Source organism: Dellaglioa sp. L3N, assembly GCF_054941095.1.
This window is the reverse complement of record NZ_CM142928.1, coordinates 257,648-281,166: the sequence shown is the minus strand read 5'-3', so window position 1 is coordinate 281,166 and position 23,519 is coordinate 257,648. Positions and strand designations below refer to the sequence as shown.

At 32.9% G+C, this 23,519-nt stretch carries 21 protein-coding genes and 1 pseudogene; 7 read left to right on the top strand and 15 right to left on the bottom strand.

Annotated elements, in window-relative coordinates; genetic code table 11:
* Positions 1-102: 102 nt before the first annotated feature.
* Positions 103-2,093, bottom strand: a pseudogene (locus ACVPPR_RS01355) (glucose PTS transporter subunit IIA).
* A 206-nt stretch (positions 2,094-2,299) separates the two neighbouring features.
* Here ACVPPR_RS01355 and treR point away from each other — a divergent pair.
* Positions 2,300-3,019, top strand: coding sequence for a trehalose operon repressor (gene treR / locus ACVPPR_RS01350; protein ID WP_462298172.1), 720 nt, complete (start codon positions 2,300-2,302; stop codon positions 3,017-3,019).
* Between the two features lie 18 nt (positions 3,020-3,037).
* Positions 3,038-4,684, top strand: a complete 1,647-nt coding sequence (gene treC / locus ACVPPR_RS01345; RefSeq protein ID WP_462304432.1) for an alpha,alpha-phosphotrehalase — start codon at positions 3,038-3,040, stop codon at positions 4,682-4,684.
* Positions 4,685-4,772: 88 nt separating this feature from the next.
* On the opposite strand, the gene ACVPPR_RS01340 is transcribed toward treC, so the two are convergent.
* On the bottom strand, positions 4,773-6,080 hold the full coding sequence (locus tag ACVPPR_RS01340) for a sialate O-acetylesterase (RefSeq protein WP_462304431.1): 1,308 nt from the start codon (positions 6,078-6,080) through the stop codon (positions 4,773-4,775).
* Between the two features lie 301 nt (positions 6,081-6,381).
* Here ACVPPR_RS01340 and ACVPPR_RS01335 point away from each other — a divergent pair, with 301 nt between their 5' ends.
* A complete protein-coding gene (locus tag ACVPPR_RS01335; protein ID WP_462304430.1) occupies positions 6,382-7,707 on the top strand; it encodes an MATE family efflux transporter in 1,326 nt (441 codons plus the stop codon).
* Positions 7,708-7,724: 17 nt separating this feature from the next.
* Positions 7,725-8,072, top strand: a complete 348-nt coding sequence (locus ACVPPR_RS01330; RefSeq protein ID WP_462304429.1) for a VOC family protein — start codon at positions 7,725-7,727, stop codon at positions 8,070-8,072.
* A gap of 92 nt (positions 8,073-8,164) precedes the next feature.
* Here the strand turns inward: ACVPPR_RS01330 and ACVPPR_RS01325 are convergent, their stop codons facing one another.
* The 5 genes from ACVPPR_RS01325 to ACVPPR_RS01305 all read right to left on the bottom strand — a co-directional run bounded on the left by ACVPPR_RS01325 (position 8,165) and on the right by ACVPPR_RS01305 (position 13,462).
* Complete coding sequence (locus ACVPPR_RS01325; protein ID WP_462304428.1) at positions 8,165-8,944, bottom strand: LytR/AlgR family response regulator transcription factor; 780 nt, start codon at positions 8,942-8,944, stop codon at positions 8,165-8,167.
* 19 nt (positions 8,945-8,963) lie between these two features.
* Positions 8,964-10,253, bottom strand: coding sequence for a GHKL domain-containing protein (locus tag ACVPPR_RS01320; RefSeq protein WP_462304427.1), 1,290 nt, complete (start codon positions 10,251-10,253; stop codon positions 8,964-8,966).
* A gap of 129 nt (positions 10,254-10,382) precedes the next feature.
* On the bottom strand, positions 10,383-12,008 hold the full coding sequence (locus ACVPPR_RS01315; protein ID WP_462304426.1) for an ABC transporter ATP-binding protein: 1,626 nt from the start codon (positions 12,006-12,008) through the stop codon (positions 10,383-10,385).
* 14 nt (positions 12,009-12,022) lie between these two features.
* Positions 12,023-12,727, bottom strand: a complete 705-nt coding sequence (locus ACVPPR_RS01310) for an ABC transporter ATP-binding protein (RefSeq protein WP_462304783.1) — start codon at positions 12,725-12,727, stop codon at positions 12,023-12,025.
* Positions 12,728-12,751: 24 nt separating this feature from the next.
* Positions 12,752-13,462: a hypothetical protein gene (locus tag ACVPPR_RS01305; RefSeq protein WP_462304425.1), complete on the bottom strand. Its 711-nt coding sequence runs from the start codon at positions 13,460-13,462 to the stop codon at positions 12,752-12,754.
* A gap of 205 nt (positions 13,463-13,667) precedes the next feature.
* Between ACVPPR_RS01305 and ACVPPR_RS01300 the strand changes: the two genes are divergently transcribed.
* Entirely contained in the window at positions 13,668-14,324 is a 657-nt protein-coding gene (locus ACVPPR_RS01300) for an ABC transporter ATP-binding protein (RefSeq protein WP_462304424.1), read from the top strand.
* Entirely contained in the window at positions 14,317-15,075 is a 759-nt protein-coding gene (locus ACVPPR_RS01295; RefSeq protein ID WP_462304423.1) for an ABC transporter permease, read from the top strand. Before ACVPPR_RS01300 ends, ACVPPR_RS01295 begins: the two co-directional genes overlap by 8 nt.
* Positions 15,076-15,346: 271 nt before the next feature.
* On the opposite strand, the gene ACVPPR_RS01290 is transcribed toward ACVPPR_RS01295, so the two are convergent.
* The 3 genes from ACVPPR_RS01290 to ACVPPR_RS01280 are packed head-to-tail and all read right to left on the bottom strand — an operon-like array spanning position 15,347 to position 18,609.
* The gene (locus ACVPPR_RS01290; protein ID WP_462304422.1) at positions 15,347-16,492 is read right to left on the bottom strand and encodes a glycerate kinase family protein; all 1,146 of its coding nucleotides are present in this window, start codon (positions 16,490-16,492) and stop codon (positions 15,347-15,349) included.
* Between the two features lie 52 nt (positions 16,493-16,544).
* Positions 16,545-17,213, bottom strand: a complete 669-nt coding sequence (locus ACVPPR_RS01285) for an ABC transporter ATP-binding protein (protein ID WP_462304421.1) — start codon at positions 17,211-17,213, stop codon at positions 16,545-16,547.
* Between the two features lie 22 nt (positions 17,214-17,235).
* The gene (locus tag ACVPPR_RS01280; protein WP_462304420.1) at positions 17,236-18,609 is read right to left on the bottom strand and encodes an ABC transporter permease; all 1,374 of its coding nucleotides are present in this window, start codon (positions 18,607-18,609) and stop codon (positions 17,236-17,238) included.
* A gap of 192 nt (positions 18,610-18,801) precedes the next feature.
* Here ACVPPR_RS01280 and ACVPPR_RS01275 point away from each other — a divergent pair, with 192 nt between their 5' ends.
* Positions 18,802-19,647, top strand: a complete 846-nt coding sequence (locus tag ACVPPR_RS01275) for a hypothetical protein (RefSeq protein WP_462304419.1) — start codon at positions 18,802-18,804, stop codon at positions 19,645-19,647.
* Positions 19,648-19,741: 94 nt separating this feature from the next.
* Here the strand turns inward: ACVPPR_RS01275 and ACVPPR_RS01270 are convergent, their stop codons facing one another.
* The 5 genes from ACVPPR_RS01270 to ACVPPR_RS01250 form a co-directional block, all read right to left on the bottom strand.
* Positions 19,742-20,611: a DegV family protein gene (locus ACVPPR_RS01270; RefSeq protein WP_462304418.1), complete on the bottom strand. Its 870-nt coding sequence runs from the start codon at positions 20,609-20,611 to the stop codon at positions 19,742-19,744.
* A gap of 55 nt (positions 20,612-20,666) precedes the next feature.
* A complete protein-coding gene (gene crcB / locus ACVPPR_RS01265; protein WP_462304417.1) occupies positions 20,667-21,029 on the bottom strand; it encodes a fluoride efflux transporter CrcB in 363 nt (120 codons plus the stop codon).
* Positions 21,026-21,412 (bottom strand): fluoride efflux transporter CrcB, encoded by a 387-nt coding sequence (crcB, locus tag ACVPPR_RS01260; RefSeq protein WP_462304782.1) that lies wholly within the window; start codon positions 21,410-21,412, stop codon positions 21,026-21,028. The genes crcB (ACVPPR_RS01265) and crcB (ACVPPR_RS01260) overlap by 4 nt, the downstream gene beginning before the upstream one ends.
* 225 nt (positions 21,413-21,637) lie before the next feature.
* Entirely contained in the window at positions 21,638-22,261 is a 624-nt protein-coding gene (locus tag ACVPPR_RS01255; protein ID WP_462304416.1) for a response regulator, read from the bottom strand.
* Entirely contained in the window at positions 22,258-23,475 is a 1,218-nt protein-coding gene (locus ACVPPR_RS01250) for a sensor histidine kinase (protein WP_462304415.1), read from the bottom strand. Before ACVPPR_RS01250 ends, ACVPPR_RS01255 begins: the two co-directional genes overlap by 4 nt.
* Positions 23,476-23,519: the final 44 nt, after the last annotated feature.

The window sequence follows — 23,519 nt, the reverse complement described above, 5'->3', positions numbered from 1 at the left end:
CTTGTAAACTTAAATCGTCAACTATTCTAATCTCATATTAAAAATATTTACAAAAAAAGATTAAAGAGATATTATCTCCTTAATCTTTTTAAATTAAGCTTATTATTCTTTACCGATTGTTTTACGACGAGTAACATCTTTTGCAGCAATAACATCAGCATCTTTAAAACCAAAGAACCAAGTACAACCAAATGCTACGATGATCGTAATAATTGAAGCAATCCAAAAATTAATTTCATTACTCATTCCGCCACCAAATTTTAATGGTGTAAAGAATGAAGGAAATCCAATTAATGAACCAGTAAATCCATACATGTTAACATTTAATAATCCTGCTACTAACCCACCAACTGCACCACCAATATTAGCTGATAGGAAGACACGTCCGTACTTCAAATTAATCCCATAAATAGCTGGTTCTGTAATACCACTAAACGCTGCGATAACAGCTCCACCAGATAATTCTTTAATATTAGCAATTTTTGATTTAATCATAACTGCCATTACAGCAGCTCCTTGAGCCACCATTGTTATTGAAACGATGGCATTTAAATAACTATAGCCTTTAGAAGCAATATCATTTGCAATTAAAGGCACAACTGCCCAATGTAATCCAAAAATAACTAAGCATTGATATAACCCTCCGATAACGAAACCTGCAATTGGATAGTTAGCTGTTAAAATTGTATTTAGAATAATAGAAATACCTGTACTAATTAATGTAATAATAGGACCAACGATAATAATAATAGCTGCCGAAACAATCATAACTTCTAATAATGGCACAAAAATCATCCGTAAGACTTGTGGAATAACTTTTTTAAGTCCTTTTTCAACATAATGTGCCAACCATGCGCCTGCAATAATTGGGAAAATACTATAAGTATAATTAACCATATGAATTGGAATCCCAAATAAGTTAGTATTTAATGACATTCCCAAAATTTGTCCAAAAGCTTTTGTGCCTGTTGCAATACCAAAAAGTGATGGGTATACCAATACACCACCCACAATAGCCATAATAATAGGATCAGCTTTTAACTTCTGTGCTGCCGTAAATCCAACAATGATAGGTAAGAAATAAAAGGCCGAATCACCCATAGCTGATAGGAAAATATAAGTCTGTGACGTTGCCTCTGTCCAATGAAAATCAACAGCCATCTGAAGTAATCCTTTTAAAATACCACTAGCAGCCAACAGTCCAATAACAGGCATCATAGATCCCGTAATTACACCAATTAAAGAATTAAACCCAGCATTCAATTTACCACGAAATGTTGTAGGTTGATCTCCAACTGGGACATCGTCGTCAGCATCAACCTCACCACCTGCATATTCAGTTCCTAATTGTGCAATAACTGCATCATAAACATCATTAATAGCTGGTCCAATAACGACTTGATATTGGCCAACTGCATGCCGAACATCAATCACGCCAGTTAAATTTTTGATAACTTCGTCGTTTGCTTTACTTTCATCAACTAAATAAAAACGCAACCGGGTAATACAGTGAATTAAACTTTTTATATTCTCTTTACCACCAACTTGCTCAATAATATCTGTAGCTAATTGTGTGTAATCTTTTGCCATAATTAATTCTCTCCTTTCGCAGTACCAGACCCAAGCTCCATACCACCATCAAAAGATTGGGGTTCTGATAAACTTAATTTTTCAAGTTGATCTTGTGTGTTCGTAATTACTACCATAAGAACATTATCCAAGTTTGCCTCAGCCACTTGCGCCAAATCCATGCTACCAAGTAACTCACCGCCATGAACACGCGTACCTTTTTTTAGGTTAATATCAAATGGAGCACCTTTTAAATCAACTGTATCAACACCCATGTGCAATAAGATTTCAAGTCCATTATCCATCGTAAAACCAATGGCATGTTTTGTTGAAGCAACCAATGTTACTGTTCCCGATACTGGACTAAAAATATTTCCTGCCGTTGGTTTAAAACCAAATCCATCACCCATTAATTTTTGAGCAAAAACAGAATCACTCACATTCTCTAAAGCAATTAAATCCCCCGCAGCTGGTGCATAAAATTTATCATCATTTATTTTTTGTTTTCTTCTAAAAATTGACATTATGTTTCCCCCTCTTTATATTAAATCCTATTTAACTTATAACAGTTAAATGAATTCCATTAAATAAGCGCTTTCAAGATACCTTTATATTAAACCTGTATATACAACATGTCAACGCTTTCTTCACTTTAAATTAAACATTTATATACACTTGTATAGACTTGATTAATTATGTTAAACTAATCTTATCATTGGAGGTAGTTATCATGACTAATCAAAATAAACATTTAGGTATTTATCAAGACCTTGCCACTAAAATCACACATAATATTTATGCAAAGGGTACCTTTCTACCTAGTGAAACTCAACTAAGTGAATTATACGGAACTTCTCGCGAAACAATTCGAAAGGCACTTCAAAATTTACTCACTAATGGTTATATTCAAAAAATTCGCGGCAAAGGATCCTTAGTTTTGGACGTTAAACGTTTTGTTTTTCCTGTTTCAGGAATTACCTCTTATAAAGAACTCGATCAGTCACTACAAATGAATTCAGAAACTCAAGTTAAGCAATTATTTAGTACAACAATTCCTGAGGGTAGTTTTGCCCCTGAATCCGTCACTGGTGATCATGCTACTTTCATTGAACGATTACGTCTCGTAAAAAATGAGCCCAGCGTTATTGACCGTGACTACATACTCACTAGTATTGTCCCTAAATTACCACTAGCAGCTGCTCAAGACTCTATTTATGACTACTTTGAAAACAAATTAGGTTTAGAAATCAGTTATGCTGTTAAAAAAATCACGGTTGAACCTGCAGACTTAACTATCCAAAAATTATTAGATATTCCAAAAAATGAATCTGTTGTTGTTATACGAAGTGAGACCTATTTACAAGATAGCCGATTATTTCAAATTACTGAAGCTATCCACCGTGCAGACCGCTTTAGTTTTGTTGATTTTGCTCGACGAACAAAAAAATAAAAACATAGGAGAAAAATTATGAAGTTTGAAGATAAAATCATTTACCAAATTTACCCGAAATCATTTTACGATAGTAATAATGATGGACTAGGCGATTTACAAGGTATCATCGCGAAAATCCCTTATTTGAAACAACTCAATATTGATATGATTTGGTTTAATCCTTTTTTTATTTCACCACAAAATGATAATGGCTACGATATTTCCGATTACTATCGTATTGATTCTCACTTTGGAACTATGACTGACTTTGAAGAACTTATCGCTAAACTTAAATCTGTCGATATCGATGTCATGCTTGATATGGTTTTCAATCATACATCAACCGAACACGAATGGTTCCAAAAAGCCCTAAATGGCGATTCAAAATACATGGCTTACTACTATATTCGTGATGCTAAACCAGATGGCTCTCTACCTACTAATTGGGATTCAAAATTTGGTGGACCCGCATGGGAACCTTTTGGAAACACAGGTAAGTATTATCTCCATCTATACGATCCAACTCAGGCAGATTTAGATTGGCATAATCCAGCAGTTAGAAAAGAAATGGCTAAAATTATCAATTTTTGGCGTGATAAGGGCGTTAAAGGATTTCGATTCGATGTCATTAATGTCATCGGTAAAGATGTTCATTTAGTTGACGCTCCCGCCGACAGTGACAGCAAATTTTTATATACAGATAAAAAAATAGTGCATCAATACTTGCAAGAACTGAATCAAACCAGCTTTGGACAAGATGCTGACGCAATAACTGTTGGTGAAATGTCTTCCACTTCTATCGACAATTGTACTGCATATACTTTAGCAAAAAATAATGAACTATCAATGGTCTTTACTTTCCATCATTTAAAAGTTGACTACGATCAAGGAAACAAATGGTCTACGATGCCTTTTGATTTCATGAGTTTAAAAAACATTTTAAATGATTGGCAATTAGGTATGACCACAGGCCATGGTTGGAATGCCCTTTTTTGGAATAATCATGATCAACCTCGTGCAATTAATCGTTTTGGCGACCCCGTTCATTATCGCGAAAAATCTGCCGAAATGTTAGCAACAACTATGCATTTATTACGCGGGACACCATTTATTTATATGGGTGAAGAAATTGGGATGAGTAATCCACAATATCAAAATTTATCTGATTATAACGATATTGAAACTAAAAATGCCTATACTGAATTATTAGCACTGGGACATAGTCAAGCTGATGCTTTACAAATTATTCAAGCAAAATCACGTGATAATAGTCGGACACCCATGCAATGGGATCAGACTAAATATGCAGGATTTTCAAAGCATACGCCTTGGTTAATGCCCACGAATCAGGCAACTATCAATATTAAAAATGAATTAGCTCACGGAGAAATTTTTGATTATTATCAAAAACTTATTAAATTACGTAAAACCTATCCAATTATTTCAATTGGCGACTATCAATCCCTTTTAATGGCTGATAATCACGTATTTGCTTATCAACGAACACTGGAAAAACAGCGTTTAATTGTTTTAAATAATTTCTATGGTACAACGACAACCATCACATTGCCCGCATTTATTGGAAATGTATCAACTCTTATTAATAATTATCCAACAGATGCTAAATTGACGACAACTATGGAACTAGCCCCCTATCAATCAATTGCCTTTTTAATTGAATAATAGCATTTTAATGGTCAAAATAATAAAGAAGACCTTACAGGTTAAATTCAGTCTGTAAGGTCTTCTTTATTATTAATACTTATTACATTTAATCAAAATAAATTCTAAATGGGCTAATTGGAACATGATTCTCATTCCAAAGTCCTGCTGAAGTCACATTAGCATATGCATATTGCAAACCTAATGATTCTTCTTCAAGCTTAATTTTAATATCATTGGTGCCCAAATCAATCACAGCAGGTTTTAAGACGTTCCCTGGCATGATCCATTTTAAATCAATCGGATAAATTGTTTCAAGTTGTTCACAATTTGAAAAATTCAAGCGCATTTGTTTCACATCTGCGGAGATTTCAGATAACTGTGGACTTGTCTGCATATCTTCAAATTTACCTTCATTTGAATACAATTCAACAATTCGATACCCTAATTCTCGTTTACTACTTGGATGAATATTATCTGCAGAGCCTTGGTCCATGGCTGTTACCAAATAAACTCGGTTTTCAGTTGATGCAAATTGTTGTTGTGCTTCACGAATTTCAGCCCAAGAATCAGCAACTTTACCATTATATTGAGGTAATTGAATAATGTAAGTTGGTAATTTATTTTGTTTTAACGTTTTACGCCACTCACGAATTAATTTTTTCAACAACAATCCGTAATGTTTTGTATCGATATCAGCATCAGATTCACCTTGATACCAAGTCATCATTTTAAAACGATATGGACCAACATTTTTGAGCATTGATTCAAATAAGTTAGCAGTATCAACAATTTTAGGGATTTTCGTATCAACGTAGGCTGCTTTCAAAGTTTCATCATGCATTAACGTTTTTTCTGAAACCCAACTTGCTGCTGCCGTTCCGCCTTTGGCACATAATACGATACCAATTGGTGTATATTCATCATATTGACGAATTTTTTTAGCAATATAATAACCCATAGCAGTTACATCGCCAATATTTTCTTCATCAACAATTTGCCAAGAATTTTCTTCTGTTGTTTGTACTTCTGGCATATTAACAAAACGCAGATTCATCATCGGCATCGTTTTATTATGATCAAATTCATCATCTTGAGCCATTTTGAAACTAGCATTTGATTGTCCCGCAATTAAGAAAACATCTCCAAATTGGACATCACGTAAAATAATTTCATCTGTTCCTGATTTAACTGAAACGGTCACAATTGTAGGTGCTAAAAATGATGTACTTTCAATTAAAAAATAGCCATCTTCATCAGCAATTCCTGTTTCAATCGTGTCTTCACTGCCGCCCATTGAAATGGTTACGGTCACTTCTTGATCAGGTTCTGTATAACCAAAGAATCGTGTTGTTTGGTCCTGTTGCATTACCATATGATTGGTAAATAGTGGTGCTAATCGCAATGTTGTTGCCACTGTTAAACCTTCTTTCTAGTCGTTGTCCATTAAGTATCCTTTACAATTATAACATAAGACAGTCCCCTACCGACTTTTAATCAATGTTGTTCAGTCACCTATTTTCCACTACTCCTTAATGGTTAATCCTAGCTATTTTTAATGTAAATTGCTAAAATAAAGAAAGTTAAAGCAGAGTAAAATCGCCGGGTTTTACAAAAATAATAGTTATCACATCCAAGAGGCCATTTTTCAATGAAGGATGTTGATACCTATTTTTTTATTAGTCATTTAAAAAATAGGTATTAATAAGGAGCACGAATTGACTAATCAAACCGTTTCAATCCGTCACGAACTTGCAGGGTACGTTTCACGGAACGTTTTAAGTACTTTAGGCCTATCTGTTTATCTTTTAGCAGATACTTATTTTATCGCTAATGCAGTTGGAACAACTGGATTAGCAGCCTTAAACATTGTCTTACCACTATTTAATTTATTAAATGGTGTTGGTTTACTGCTCGGAATTGGTGGCGCAACTTTATTTTCTATTTTAAAAATTAAAGATCGTGAAGCAAGTCAAAAAATTTTGACTCAAGTTTTACTTGTTGGTTTTATTTTTGGATTAGCATTCTCAGTTCTAGGCTTTTTATTTATGAATCCACTGCTACATTTTTTAGGAGCAAATGCTGGAACCTACAAATTAGCTGCTGAATATCTGACTTACATTTTACTAGCCGCACCATTCTTTGCATGTAATTATCTCGTTTTAAGTTTCATTCGAAACGATAATAATCCACAATTATCCATGGTAGCAATGTTAATTTCAAGTTTGTTCAATATCATTTTTGATTATATTCTTATGTACCCATTACATCTCGGAATGATTGGTGCTTCAATCGCAACCGCCCTTTCTCCAGTTGTTGGGTTAACCATATTAACCTTCCACCGTAAGAAAGAAGATCGACTCTTAACGCTTCAACGAACATCGATCCATTTTAAAACCATAAAAAGAGTTGTTCAACTTGGATTCCCCGTCTTTCTCACTGAAATGAGTACAGGGGTCAGCATTTTTGCTTTCAACCTCGTTATTTTAAGTTTAGCTGGAAACACGGCTGTCGCTGCCTATGGGATTATCGCAAATATTATCTTAGTGGCCTTATCCCTTTTCAATGGTGTTTCTCAAGGAATCCAGCCCTTATTAAGTCGTGAATTTGGTATCCAAAATTGGACTGCGGTTAAACAAATTTTACGTTTTGGCTTAATTGTCAGTTTCATTATCGGAACCATTTTATATCTCGCACTAACATTTGAAAAAGGCCCCATTATTGCCTTATTCAATAACAGTAATAACCAAGCCCTTATTCATTACGCTGAGATTGGCATTCCAATTTACTTCTTAAGTTTATTTGGCTCTTCTCTCAATATTGTCTTCGGCATGTTTTTCGCAGCAATCGAAGAACCTAAGCATGCACTATCTCTTGCTATTCTTCGTGGTTACGTGCTGTTACTTGGTTTGTTATTCATTTTTGCTCACTTCTTCAATTTAACAGGCGTTTGGATAGCATTACCTGTCACAGAATTTATCGTTGTCATTATAAGTACCGCATTTCTATTCAGTTTCTTTAATAAACAAATCAAAAAACAATAAAGAAGGTTTCTTATCTTATGAAAGTTAAGCGTTTTGAAGCAATTACAATTCCTGTTTCTAATATTCAAAGAAGTTTGCGCTTTTATCATGAAGTTTTCGATATGACAGTGATTGAGCATAGCGACCTTCCAACGGTCCATTTTGGCCATCAAAAAATCATTTTTGAGCTATCAGAAACGATTATTCCAATGGCGCTCAGTTTTGTAGTCAGTGATTCGATGTCTGCCCTAGAAAATCATTTAAAAAATTATTTTGTGACAATCCTTAATGGCCCTGTTGAAAAATCAGATGTAAAGAACGCTCAATCAATTACAATTTTAGATCCTGATAACCACAAGATTGAATTAATTAGTTATCAAAAATAACTTTACTAAATAAATAGATGTCTCTCAAAAATCAATATGATTTTTGAGAGACATCTATTTTTATACCTTGATAAAAAGACTGAAACAACTCTTCAAAAATTTCTATGTAAGACAGATTCATCATTTTCTTCCAATATTGTTTTTAATTTGGCAACATACTTTCTTGATATATAACAAAACTGCCCGTCATTCAAAAGAACTTTCATTTCATTAAGATCTAGTAACTTTATTTTATCCCTATTTACAACATATGAATTATGACATCTAATTATTTTAGATGACTTCAATTTCAGTTCATTTAAAGTACTATAAACTTCTAATTGTTGATTCACCGTATGAATTATAACACGATGTTTATTTTCTGATGTTTCCGCATACACAAAATCATTTTCATAGATTCTAATTCTTTTTGGTCCTACCTTGAAGTAAAAAAATGGTTCTTTGGTCACAGCGCGTTCATTAGCCAGGCTTTTTTTCAAATATGCTATCTTAACACACTCAATAATTCTCTCTTGATAAGTATCAGTTTCATCCTTCAGCACATAATCTAAGGCTTCAACTTTATATAAAAAAGTCATATATGTCATTTCTGAATGGGTTGTTGAAAAGACAATCGAAGATACCCAATCTTGTTTTCTAATCCTTTGTGCTAATTCAAATCCATTAATATTACTTTTGTCTAAATATATATCTAATATAAATAATGCGCCAACCGTATACTGCTTATTATCTATCATACGAATAATATCTTCAGATTTTGTACTTGCAATCAAAACATTGATATTTAGGTTGTCAGTCTTTCCAAAATCTTCAATAATTTTTTTTAATCTGTACAACTGTTCAATATTATCTTCACAAATTAGAACATCCATACAATTAGACTCCTTGTCATTAATAAATTTTTGAAATAATAACTTCCTGAGAAAAGAACCCATAATCTACGGTACTTAAAACTTCAATATTGTCTTCTTCAGAAACGATTTCCCTCAACGTATTTAACCCAATCCCATCATGATTTTCTTTTGTTGTATACCCACTACGAAATATACAATCAATATTTATTTGATTGTCACTTCTCAAGCTATTACGAATAAGAATTGATTCATATGCCTCTTCTGTCGTTACCAGAACATCAATTTTTCCATCATTTTTTTCAATATATTCCATAGCATTATCCATTAAGATACCAATAATTTCGACAATTTTCACACTAGAGATATGTTTAATATGTATAGGCTCTAGACATTCAAAATGTATTTTTAGTGCGCGCTGATAAGCTGCTATTAATTTATACGCCAAAATCCCTTTCAACGCAGATGAATCAATATTTTGTAAATCATTTATTCGAAGTTCATCATATTTAAAGGATTTATTCGTTATTTTAAGAGCTTCTTTATAATACTTTTCAAGCCCCACTAAATCTTGTTCTTCAATATAAAGTAACGAAGAAGTTATTATATTAATGTAATTATGTTTAATTTTACGTAGTTCTTTATAATTATGTTCTAATGTTTCGGTATATTTTTCAAGTTGTTCTATCTGCTTTTTATCATTTTCATTTCTATTTTTCTGGACTTCTCTCAAAAAATAAATAATTAAAATTAAAATAACTAACAATAAGACAGCTATAAAAAAAGCTTCTAAAATTGAATTATTAATATTCGAATCTCTTTTAAATTCAGCTTGAAAAGTCGTCATAATCAAAACCATTAAAATTGCAATATAACCTATTAACAAGATTCTATTTAATCTCTTTTGTGATATTAAATCAGAAAAATTTTGCATAATTTGATTTTGAATCAACATCGAAATAATGCCACCTAATATGAACGAAAAAATATGAAATAATCCCGTATAGTTTGTATCATTAACCATTTTCGGAAACACGTCATTCACAATAAGAAAAACAATCAAACTACAAGGTAAAAATAACATTGGATAAAGAATTTGCAAATATCTTTTTTTAAAAATCACCAAATTAATTTCAACTAACATTGCCGAAAAAAAGAGACTTGAAAAAGTAGTTGATATTTCTGAAAATATTGCATTACCAACCATCAATAATGGCATCAACAAAATTAACTTTATTAACTTTGATTGATTTAAAAAACGCTTGAAAACAATTACATTAAATATTTGTAAAATCAAAAATTGTACCCCAACTATTATAATTTCTTTCATAAATCCCCCTAATAATTATATTTTACTACGAAGTTATGGTAATTTAATAACGAAATACAATCTAACTATAAATATACAAAAACACTTTGTTTCAGCAATACTTCTCACTGTCATTACAAAGTGTTTATTCTAAATAAATTTACCATTTTCAAGTTTTAAAATTGAATCATATTTTTCATTTAAACTATCCATCTTTTTATGCGTTATTGCAATCAAAGTTATATTAGGATCTGCTAACAATTTATCCTCAATATCAGCACTCGTCCTATCATCTAATGCGGATGTTGCTTCATCAAATAAGATTAATGACTTATTTTGTAAAAATGCACGGGCAATGGCAATACGTTGTTTTTGACCACCAGATAAATTTTTACCCTCTTCACCACATCCATAATCTAAATTATAATCAATTTTTTCAAGAAAATCCGTTAGTCCCGCTTTTTCCATAGCTAATATAATTTCCGCCTCTACAAAACTTCTCCCTATCGTAATATTATATTTTACCGTATCATTAAAAATAAACACATTCTGTTGTACGATTGCAAACTTTGAGTACCACCATTTCGTAGATAATTCATTCAAATTATTATCATCAATCATGATTTTACCTGCACTAAGATTAAAAAATTTCAACAATAAATTAAAAATAGTTGTTTTACCACTACCCGATTTGCCCACAATAGCGTATTTCTTACCCACTTCAAAATTAACCACTAAATCAGATAATACTTTTTTATCATTACTAGGGTAGTTAAAATCAACATGCATAAATTGAATTTTTTTTGTTAAGCTTCCTTCTCTTGTTTCAATAACTTCATTGTTCATTGAAAGTATCTTTGTTATATTTTTCTGTAATATCATAGATCCGTTAAATCTTGAAAATAACAGTCCCAATTCATTAATTGGCATCACCACAAAATTGACCAACTGAACAATTGCTGTAACACTACCTACTGTTGTATACCCTTTGGCTGTCATCATCATCCCTCCACCAAATGCTACCAGAAAGACAATCAGTCCAGATAATTCAGAAATCGTCGTTGTTATGTTTTCAGTTCGATTCAAATTCATTTGAATTGCGGTATATTTTTTTAAATATTTTTCATACGATTTAACAATAATATTCTCGACCTGATAGTTCTTAATAGTTAAATAACCTGCTATAATTTCCTTAATTTTATTTGAATATAACTTCTCATTATTGACCAACACCTGTTTTTGACGTTCAGTCTTTTTCGTGAATATGCCGCTGAGTATAATTGGTATTAATGTTGCAAGTAGTATACCCGTAGCTAAAATAAAATTGCCAATAAACATACCTAATAAAGAATATATAACTAGGACAATATTTTTTTCGATTTTAAAAAATCCTTTAATATAGTCATCACTAATTTGCTTCGTTTCATTCAACAGAACATGTTGATAGTCACTTGAATTTATCTTAGTAAATTGCATATATGGTTTATTAATAATATTTGCCATTAAATATAATCGATATCTTTTTATCTGACTTTCTGCGTACATACTCATTAATAATTTCCCAAGATAATTAAATATAACAAAAGAACCAATCACAATAATACTCTGTATCAAGTGAGCGTATAGGCGTTCAAAATTTTTACTAATCCCATCGTCAATCAGTAATTTAATTGAAAATGCAAATGCAATATTGTTGATTGGTGCAATTAAATTAACTAAAAATGTAACCTTGAATAACGAATTAACCTGCATTAAAGATTTATCTATTTTCAGCATGCCTGTCCCTCATCTCATTCAAATTGACTTAGATAGAATTGCTTAATATCTCCATTATTAAACTTTTCTTTATCAACATACGTCATATTAGTATCTTTAATTAAATACATTTCATCACAGATATATTGTAATTCATCGAGAATATGGCTCGCTATAATGACACATGTTCCTTCATTAGCTAACTCTTTAATCAGGATTTCTACCTGTTGCACCGCAATTGGATCCAGCCCATTTAATGGCTCATCTAATATTAAAAGTTTTGGATAATTATAAACTGACCTAGCAATGCCTAATTTTTGTTTCCAACCTAATGATAACTTTTTTACTTTTACATTTAGTTTAGTCTCTAATTTTAAAGATGTTATGACGCGCTTCAAATAGTTATGATCAACTTCCACATTCATCATTATTAACTGATTATGAAGAACTTTCTTCACTGTCATTTCATTACTAAAGGATGGATATTCAATTAAACTTCCAATTCCAGAACGTTTCATTTCATTCTGCCCATTTATAATATCGAAACCATCAAAAATTATGCTGCCTGAATCACTATGATTTAAACCTAGAATACATTTCATTAACGTTGTTTTACCAGAGCCATTTTGGCCTAAAAGTCCATAAATTTTTCCCGAATAAAATTTAAAACTAATTCCACTTAAAACTTGATCATGATTGAAACTTTTATCTAATTGATTAACTTCTAAAATTTTCCCCACTTCTTGCAAGATAATTCCTCCTTTTTAAATATCAATTTGCTTAAACCGACGTAATGAAACCCATATACCAATAATGCCAGCCACAATAATTACCATAAACATGATTAATGGTATAGATATACTCTGTGACCTAAAACTTGCAATGGTAGCATTACATAAAGTGATAATCATTAAAATAGATGAACTAATCACATATGCTACTTTAGGTTGATAAATTGCAACGATACAAGGAATTACCCCAACTAGTATAAATAGAAAATCTAATAAAAAATCTTCTATAAGAAAGCTTAAAAATACTACTGATAAATGCTTACCAAAAAATAATACTAACAACCCAAAACTGATACCATGTAAAGGAATTAATATAATTCCAGAAATAATGCAAACTATCAGTAACCTACCAAAATAATACCCTGTTCTAGTAAGCGGGTAAGTTAAAATTTGACGAATTTCAATCGTATTGGCAACTACTTGAAAAGCCAAAAAGCCTTGTAAAAATAAAATACTAGCTCTTAAGAACAGTCCTTCAAAACAATAAAAAACAATACAAAACTGCATTGACTTAGCTTGATACTTAAATGCCACTGGTAACATTTCGAATACTTTTTGATCCTTAGATAATCCATGCAAGATAATAATTGAAATTAAAGTCGCTATTAAAAATATAACGACCACACTAACACATATCTTTAAAATTCCAATTTGATTAAAATAAAATTTTACTGTTTTTTTCATTTTTATACCTCCTCACATCATAATGAAGGTTTAAAAATAATTTTTAACTATTATATTCCTAACATGTTGGCTTTTATTCCTAATTAACATCAAGATTTCCGTAAGAACAATTATCATATAAAATTTCCTATTTTCTAATTTACCTTATCTAGACTATCCGGTCTGAACATGATAATCTGGAGTCATAGAAAGGTGGCGGGACGTTATGCAACCCATTATCAATTTACAAGATATTTCACTAGAAATTAATAATCACTCACTTTTGAAACATATTTCCTTCAAGGTAAATTCAGGGGACTTTTTAACAATCACAGGTCCATCTGGAAGTGGTAAAAGCACTATTTTGAAATTAATTGCGGGGTTAATTTCAAGAACTTCAGGCGACATCCAATTTAATAATCAGTCAATTGATAGTTATGATCCAATTAACTATCGCCGGGTCGTCTCTTATTGTTTCCAAACGCCCGTTTTATTTGGTGAAACAGTCAAAGACAATCTTGAATTTCCTTATATCATTCGCAAACAAAATTTTGATGAAGCACATGCTATTGTTTCACTTGAATCAGTAGGTTTACCCAGTCACTATCTTAGTAAATCAATTAATGAATTATCTGGCGGTGAAAAGCAGCGTGTCGCTCTCATTCGTAATTTAATCTTTTTGCCTAAAGTCCTCCTACTCGATGAAATTACAAGTGCTTTAGATTCTGAAAGTAAAAAAATCATCCACACACTCATTAATCATTTGAATGACTCAAATAAAATTACAATCATCGCTGTCACACATGATGATAGTGAAATAAAAATGGCCGATCAATTAATTGAAATTGTTAACGGTCAAATGACGGAGGTCACTCATGAGTAATTTAGCCGTTAATAACCTTTCGCTTTTCTTCGCCTTCTCACTTGTTTTAGTCTCTCTTGGAATCGTTTATAAAGAGAAATTAGGTTTGGCAAAAGACATTATTTATAGTGTTATTCGTGCAATCATTCAATTAGTCATTGTTGGCTATATCTTAAAATATGTCTTCAATATTAATAATATTATTTTGACATTAGTCATGATGTTCATTGTTTTCTTTAATGCCGCTTATAGTGCGCACAAAAAAAGTGCGGGAATTCCGCACAGTTTTCGTATTTCATTTATTTCCATTTTTTGTAGTACTTCCGTAACACTTGGCCTTTTATTACTAGCAGGGACCTTAAAATTTATCCCTTCACAAATCATCCCTATCACTGGAATGATTGCCAGCAATTCAATGGTTGCCATTGGGCTCTGTTACCGAAATCTCAATAGTAGCTTTCGTGATCAACGTCAGCAAATTTTAGAAAAATTAGCACTGGGTGCAGATTTAAAACAAGCATCCTACCCAATTATCCGAGAAAGTATCAAAACAGGTATGTCACCTACTATTGATTCAGCTAAAACAGTGGGAATTGTCAGTTTACCTGGTATGATGTCCGGTTTAATCTTCGCCGGTGTTGATCCTGTATTCGCCATTAAATACCAAATCATGGTCACCTTTATGCTCCTTTCAGCCACAAGTATTTCATCGATTAATGTTTGTTATTTATCTTATAAACAATTTTTCAACGATAAAAAGCAACTACGTTAATCATTCATCTACCCTACGTAGTGAGAATTGTCTGCCCTAAATAATAGTTAGTTCATTTCTATAAAAATAAGCTAATCCTCATTTTTAATTTGAGAGTTAGCTTATTTTTTATAAAATATATACTACTATTGAACATCGTGATTAAAACAGTTTTTATACTAATGCATGCAATAAATAATTGCGCTTTGAAAACTATCATTTTTGAGCAGTTCTTACTTGCCTAGTCAGCTAAACCAGTGTCATCCCAAATTTCATTTTCATGATAACTCTATCATTTCACATTACCTGCTTTAAACAATCTCACGACCGATTCACTAGTTAATGCTACTTGTTGTAAGGTTGTCGTTTTTTCTATTGCTTTTTCCAGCGCAATTGGCCTAAGTTGAATGGAAAATGCACCTGCCAATAAATCTGCCATCTTTCCTATATCTGCACTTCTTCTGCCTGATAACCCAACAACTGGAACATGATATTTTTTACCAAGCATCGCCACACCGAATGGTACTTTTCCTTGGGCAGATTGACTATCTAAACTACCTTCACCAGTAATCACTAAATCAGCTGTCTCAATTTTATTTTCCAACGCAACAGCTTGGCTAATCAGAGGGAAACCCGCTGCCATATGCCCACCCAATACCATTAATGCGCCACCAATACCGCCAGCTGCGCCAGATCCTGGTTGCATTTGAAGATTGATTTCAGTATTTTTTTCAATCATCTCAGAAACTTTTTTCGCCTGATTATCCAATTCTTTAATCTGCATCTTTGAAGCGCCTTTTTGTTTACCAAAAACTGCAACAGCACCGGTTTCACCATAAAAAGGATTAGTCACATCTGCTGCAATAATTAGCTCAACATCTGCCATACTATTTTTCAATTGGTCTGGAAACACCATTTTTGAAACCCTGACTAGCGGGTTTCCTGTGATAATCAATTGCGCTTCATCATCTGTCACCTGCACACCAAAAGCCTGCAACAACCCCAATCCACCGTCAGAGGTGCCACTCCCACCGAGTGTCATAATCACTTTGGCTACGCCTTGTTGAAGCGCATCTTTTAACATTGCCCCTAATCCAAAACTACTACTTTGTTCAACTGTTTTTTCGCTAGGTTCAATAAAATCTAGTCCAATAACTGAAGCTGATTCAATGACAGCTGTTTTCTCACCATTAATAATGGTCATTAAGTAATCTGCTGTCATTGGTCGTGCCAATAAATCAACTGTTTTAACAGATTGCCATACACCGCCACAAGCTTCAAAGATAGCAGCCATACTGCCTTCACCGCCATCCGCGATTGGAACTGAAATTCCTTCATCTATTAATTTCAACTCTAATAAATGATTAATAACGACTTCATTCAATTCTTTTGATGTTGCACTTCCTTTAAACGAATCTATTGCACTCACTAGTTTCATTTTAACCCTCCGACCATTCAATTATTCTTTAAGTTAAGTGTACCACTTGCTTTTAACATGATGCTTGTTTCAATTTAAATTCATGATTTCTCAACACATATTGCCGATCACACATGCTAGCAACATCCGGTTCATGAGTGACAATAATCACACATTTACCTTGTGATTTAGCTAAGCCTTGCAGTAACCCAATGATTATTTTTGTATTGGCTTCATCCAAATTACTCGTTGGTTCATCAGCGACAATGAGTCGTGCGTCACAACATACCGTTCTGATAACAGTGACACACTGTTGTTGCCCACCAGAAAGATGTTGGACGTTTTTCTTAGCCATCTCTTCATCAACACCAACTTTTTTCAACATTTCAAAGACATATTCCTTATCACCTGCATGTGTTGCACCAGTGATAGCCATTGTTGTCATCACATTTTCAAGCGCTGACATATAGGTAAACAAATTATATGATTGAAAAATAATTGAAACATCTTTATTTCGATAATGTGTTAGCCCAATTTTATTAATAGCTTTACCTTCATATGAAATTTCTCCAGCCTTAGGTTTATCTAATCCCGCAATTAACGAGAGAAAGGTTGTTTTACCTGAACCACTACTGCCGACAATAGCGTACGATTTACTATTTTCAAAAGTTAAATTAACATTTGAAAATAGTGCGTTATCCTTATTTTCATACCAATAAGCAACATTTTTCATTTCAATCATATAATCAGTCCTTTCCATTAATTTATGAATTCAAGCGTTTATTGAGTTCAAATCGTAACATACTAAGTGATGCCAAAATAATCGACACCAAGATAATTGTAAGACCCATTCCGCCTAATACTACCAAGTCTTTTACCTTAATTGTCGTATTTAAGCGATTCAATTTTACTGATTGGCTTGCCGTTATTGCTGATTGATCTGCCAAATCACTTTGCGCACCACCTTGTATATCACTTGAAGTTGTTAATGTAGTTGCTGCCGTTTGTTGGTTTATTAACTGATTTCCAACGACATTGCCGATAACTCTACCACCAATACCCGCAACAGCTAACGATACAATTAAAATCATAACCATTTCAACAAAGAATTGTGCGATAATTTTCCACCATTTTTCTCCTAATGCTAATAAAATACCAATTTCATAACGCCGTTCCCTAATCATTAGAATAATCATTAAAGAAAGAATAATAGTTCCTGAAATGACCACTAACAAAATAATTTTTTGTGCAAATCGTTTAATATTATTCAATGGTATCAACATTGATTGGTAATTCCTATCATCCGTTGATAGTGAAAATTGAGCTGGATTAATGAGTTTCTTAGCTTTTTTTGTAAATACTGCCAATTCAGCCGGATTGTTCAATGTATAAATAATTGAATCAGCAGTCCCTTTATATTTGCTACCTTTTACCGTATTAGCAAATGTATAAGCTGTATAAATTGTATTAGATGCATTTTTACCAATACTATTTGAACTAGCTTTATAAATACCCACAACTTTAACCTTGTACATTTTACCACCAGTTGATTTTAGTTTAATTGTATTCCCCACTGAAATGTGGTTAATTGAAGCAAGTTCCGATTCAATCACAACATTCTTAGTGTTTAAATCACTTGCTGTCAGACCACGACCTTCCGTAATTTTGGCACCGCTAGAACTTAATAGACTAGTTGTTTCGCTCACACCAGAAATCATTATATGACCTGTTGTCACAGATGACTTCATTTTTTTATCATTCGTACCTTGATTTGAAGGTACTGTCTCAAATGAATCAGTATCAGCTATTACTGATGTCATAATTCTATAACTCTTCACGTTACTTAATGCACCAATTTTTTTAGCCGTTGTCATCTTGACCCCTGATAAGTTAGCTATTGTCTTCGATTTTTTTGAACCAAAGGTTTTCTTTTTGCTGACAGCCTTCTCCTGATTAGCTGTCAACGTTACTGTTGCACCTACGCTCTTCTTGGCATCATTCGCCGCAGTTATTGCCGCATTTTGAATAATTAATCCTATTAACATGAATAACATAATAGTCGACATGACTAAAACAAGTAAAAATGATCTTCCTTTTTTAGCTTTAATATTTAATAAAGCTCGTTTAAAAAAATTCATATTCATTCCCTCTATATTCGCTTAATCTCTATCATTAAGCATAACTAATAAATATGAATTATTTTTGACGATTATCAGAACCTTTTGCATACAAGCCACAAAAAATATATAATGCAAGTTGGATTAGTTAAGATTATACTGTTTTTATTAATGCCCAAACACTCAATTAATAATGAAGGAGCACTATCACTCATGCCAACTCGTCAAGATCATCATAATAATAAAATAAAAAGAAACAAGCAGGCCATTATTATAATAAGTACTATTTTGATTATTATAATAATTGGCGCCATCTCTTTTTCTGCTGGTAGTCGTGCGTCACATAAACGTGCTGAACAATCCTCACAGGATGCCGCTAGCTCTAAAGCAACAAGTATCGCTTTAAAAATTGCTAAAGAAACAAGTAATTCTTTAAAAAAAGCTAATCAAGATGCTAAAGATGCTGCAAGTTCTTCAGCTGATAGTTCTCATTCAGATTCTCAAACCGATAACACCATAAAATCCCCAACCTCGTCTAATGCTTTAAATGCCAATGACAAATCTGAGATTTCAACTGACTTCTTAACTTGGGCTGGCAGACAAGCTATCATTGGTAATATGGCTGTAAGTGAGCATTACTTTAGTGATGGTGCCGATGATTCAGGAGATTGGTACGCTAATACGCCAGACGGAAAAGTTCAAGTCCAAAATAATGATAATCCTGGCGCAAACTCATTCAAAATCCATGCCATTGGTGGTGTTATGTTTTACACAGCTAATGATAAAACAACTGGAATTGATAGCTCCTTGGACAGCGATGATGACTATTCACTTAATGTGAACTTTGACAAACCTGTCAGTAAATACCTGTTAGCTGATAACGGTGTCGTCTACCAATTAACAACTGGTAGTGGCACAGATGTTAACCCCGAAGACGGTTTTGCTGAATTAGATACCGATGGTACTGATTACGATAACGGACCTGATCAAGATTTTTTTGTTTCTAAAGATGCTGCTGCTCAGACTGAACTACGTACCCTAATTCAAACATATAAATAACCAAATAAAAGGCACGACAACTATTAAAAAATAAGTTGTCGTGCCTTTTATAACTATTAAATTTTATTCAGCTAATAACTATAGAGCCTTCTATTTAATCTATTAAACTTTCCCAATCTCTCGACCAGATTAAGCCTAAACATTTTTCACCGGTATGAACACCCACCAAAGGTCCGATATAACCTGATTCAAAATGCATATTAGGAAAACTATCTCTCAAATCTTGTCCCCATTCAGCTTGAAGATCTGGATTATTCGCATCAATTAAATCAATACGAACTGGATAATCAAGTGACTGAGTCGTTTCTTCAAATTGTGATTTAATTTCTGCGTACGCATTTTTCATTTTGCGTTCTTTACCAATAGCAACAATTTTGCCTTCTTTATCAAAAGTTAAAATTGGTTTGATTTTCAATAAATTACCAACAAATCCTGAACGATTTGATAGACGACCCGTTCTCATTAAATGATTTAAATCATCGACAACAAAAAGTACGCGTGTTGTTTCTCTCAACTCGCTTAATTTTTCAACTATTTCTGTAACATCTTTATTTTTTTTAACCATTGTGGCAGCTAATTGAACCATGTTCCCCATCCCTGCACAATCAATCTTTGAATCAAAGACATGCACATTGATAGAAGAAACAGATGGCGCAAAAGCCTCAAGATTTCCAACCAATCCACTAATACCTGATGATAAGTGAATACAAATCACATCAGTATAACCTTCAGCAGCAAGTGCATCAAATCGTTCTTCCATTTCACCCATTGATACTTGGGAAGTTGTTGGAAGAACGTCTTCTGTTTTTAATAGTTGATAAAATTGAGCCGCTGTTAAATCCGCATTTTCATGATACACATGATTACCAAATAAGACTGGGTTATTGACGACTTTAATATCCAATCGTTCAACAATCTCATCTGCGAGATATGCCGAACTATCTGTTAATACAGCAATTTTCATTATTCACACTCCTATCTTTACTATCGTATCATACATTACGATTGAATACCGTCATTTAGCCACCAATTTGGCGCCCAATAACTAATCCTAAAAAAGTCATCAAGCCACCAATAATATAACTAACTAATAAATAAATCATAAAGAATGAAACTTTTTTACTTTGAATTAACTTAATCAATTCAAAATTATAAGTTGAAAAAGTCGTAAAACCGCCCATTGTTCCTGTCCCAAGTAAAACTAACATTGGATTGGATAAATTAAGTCCTGTTAAAATACCTAAAATTAAACACCCTATTAAATTAATGGACAAAGTCCCAACCGGAAATTTATCAGTTAACAATTGATTGCTAAGATTAGTTAAGCCATATCTGAGCATAGCTCCGACTGCAGCTCCCAATCCGACTAATAAAATCATCATGAGTGTTCACGCTCCATTCGCCAATCACCAACTCGATTTCCAAGTAAATAACCCAGTAGCGTTAAGGAAAGGCCACCAACAATCGTAACCACGATATAAATAACTGCATAAGTCCATTGTTGCGTTTCAATTAACGTTACCGCTTCTAAACTATAGGTTGAAAAAGTCGTAAAAGCACCAATAAAGCCAGTTTTCATTCCCAATGTTAGCCATGCCGGCACTTTCTCAGTCGTTTCAATATATTGAACCAAGAACGCCAAAATAAAGCAGCCAACTAAATTAATCATAAGTGTCCCAAGTGGAAAGCCATCTGGTTTAACAATGGTTAACCCTAGTAAATATCGACTTATTCCGCCAAAAAAGGCAAATATTGCGATAATCATATAATTCAATTTAAATACCTTCTTATTTATTGATGTCTAATACCTTATTTTACCGAATTTTTACATTAATACAACGGATAAAATAATCATCTTAATATTTATTAATACTTTATTAAAAGAAACGTAGAAGAACCCAAAGTAATTACCTTGAGCACTTCTACGTTTCTTAGTTTTTGAAAACTTTAACACTGGTTTCTTAATTATATTAACGACATGGTAATACAATCATAATAAATTAAGTTTTACAGCAACTGCAATTGCTTGTGCCCGATTGGTAACATTTAACGTCTCATAAATTTCTGTTAGATATAACTTCACAGTCCGATCGGTCACAAACATTTCTCCGGCAATGTCTTTATTTGTCATCCCATCAGCAACGTTTTTTAATAGATCAATTTGTTTTTCGGTCAACTTAATTTCATTTTCTGGATTTTCGTTTAACGCCATCATCTTTTTAGTAACTTCATTACTAACAGCCACATAATCATCCGCATTAAGCACTCTCACAACTTCATCAACTATTTTAGCCGGTTCTTCACTTTTTAACAGATATCCTCGAATACCATAGTTCATCATATTCTTAACAACATCATTATCTATTTCAGTTGATAGCACAACTATTCTCGTTTGCCCTGCAAGCTGTTTTATTAAATCAAATCCGGTCATTTTTGGTAATCGTAGATCTACTAGAATTAAATCAGGAATTTCATCTAATTCTGCCAATTTAGACTGAGCATCAATCCCATCTACGGCGACACCAACAACGGTTAATTGTGGATTCATATTAATCATCATTTCCAAACCATTTCGTACAATTGGGTGATCATCAACAACCATTACCGTGTTCATTCTGTATCCCCCATTTCAACTTTAATTCGTACAACCGTACCCTCTTCTGACGTACTAAGAATTTTAATATCGCCGCCATGACTTTGTGCACGCTCACGCATTCCCACCAAACCATAATGGTCTTTACGTGTCCGTCCACCATTTGGAAATAAATCACCATTATTTTCAATGTCTATAATCAATTGCCCACTAATAAGAATGGCACCAACTTGAGCATTTAAAATATTGGCATGCTTAATAACATTCATGAGTGCTTCGTTAATCATCCGAATGACATCTATCAATAAATCACCTGTCAACATCAAATCATCATTAATATCAACAATTGTTTTCAAACCATACTTAACCTCTAATAATGCAGTTTGTTCTATCACGTGTGACCTCAAACTAACCTTAGCATTTTCAGAAGTGATACCCCGATACGTTTCAATCATACTGCGCGATTCTTTAATTGAACTAGACGTTAATTTCTGTATCTGCTTAAGTCTATTTTTAGCTTTTTCATATTGTTCGCTATCAATATAAGATTCCGTTATTGCAAGCTCCATACCAATACCTACTAAATCTTGAGTTAACGTGTCATGCAGATCACGCGCCATTCTTTGACGTTCTTCCACAACAGTAAACTTACTAACTTGTTTATAGGCAGCATTCAATTCAACATTCAGTTGTGACAATTGCAGAGCTTGGTATTTGCTGTCATAAACCGCTTTGTAAATATAGTAGGACAAAAACATAATTGCAGAAATAGCTTCTAAAATGTAAAAACTATTAATCAATGGCCCTATGATTATACCAACTAACAAACCAGCTAATATAATAGTAATTGCATAACCCCAAACTAATTTAGAAAAGAAATAATAAGGTTGATGTAATGACAACGATATATCTTCAATAACAAATACTATTACGACACCAATTAAGTAACAAAGTGATGCATTAACATTATTCATCAAAAACGCCATGCCAACTGAAACAACAATTTGCATGCTCATCAGTACATATTGATTAGATTTTTTTAAGATTTGCTTTGCACCTAATAAAATTAATAAATGTCCAAACATTAAATAGCCAGCATCATAAGTTTCCAGCGTAGGATTCGGATATTCTGTGATAAGTGCAATTAAATAAACAATTGTCAATAATCCGGCAACTAGCCAACGACCTCTACGAAAGAAAAGTTGCTGCATCTGCAGCCGTAATTCATCATCCAATATAGTCCCTCCAATTACAAAAATAACCTCAACGTATAAACCTA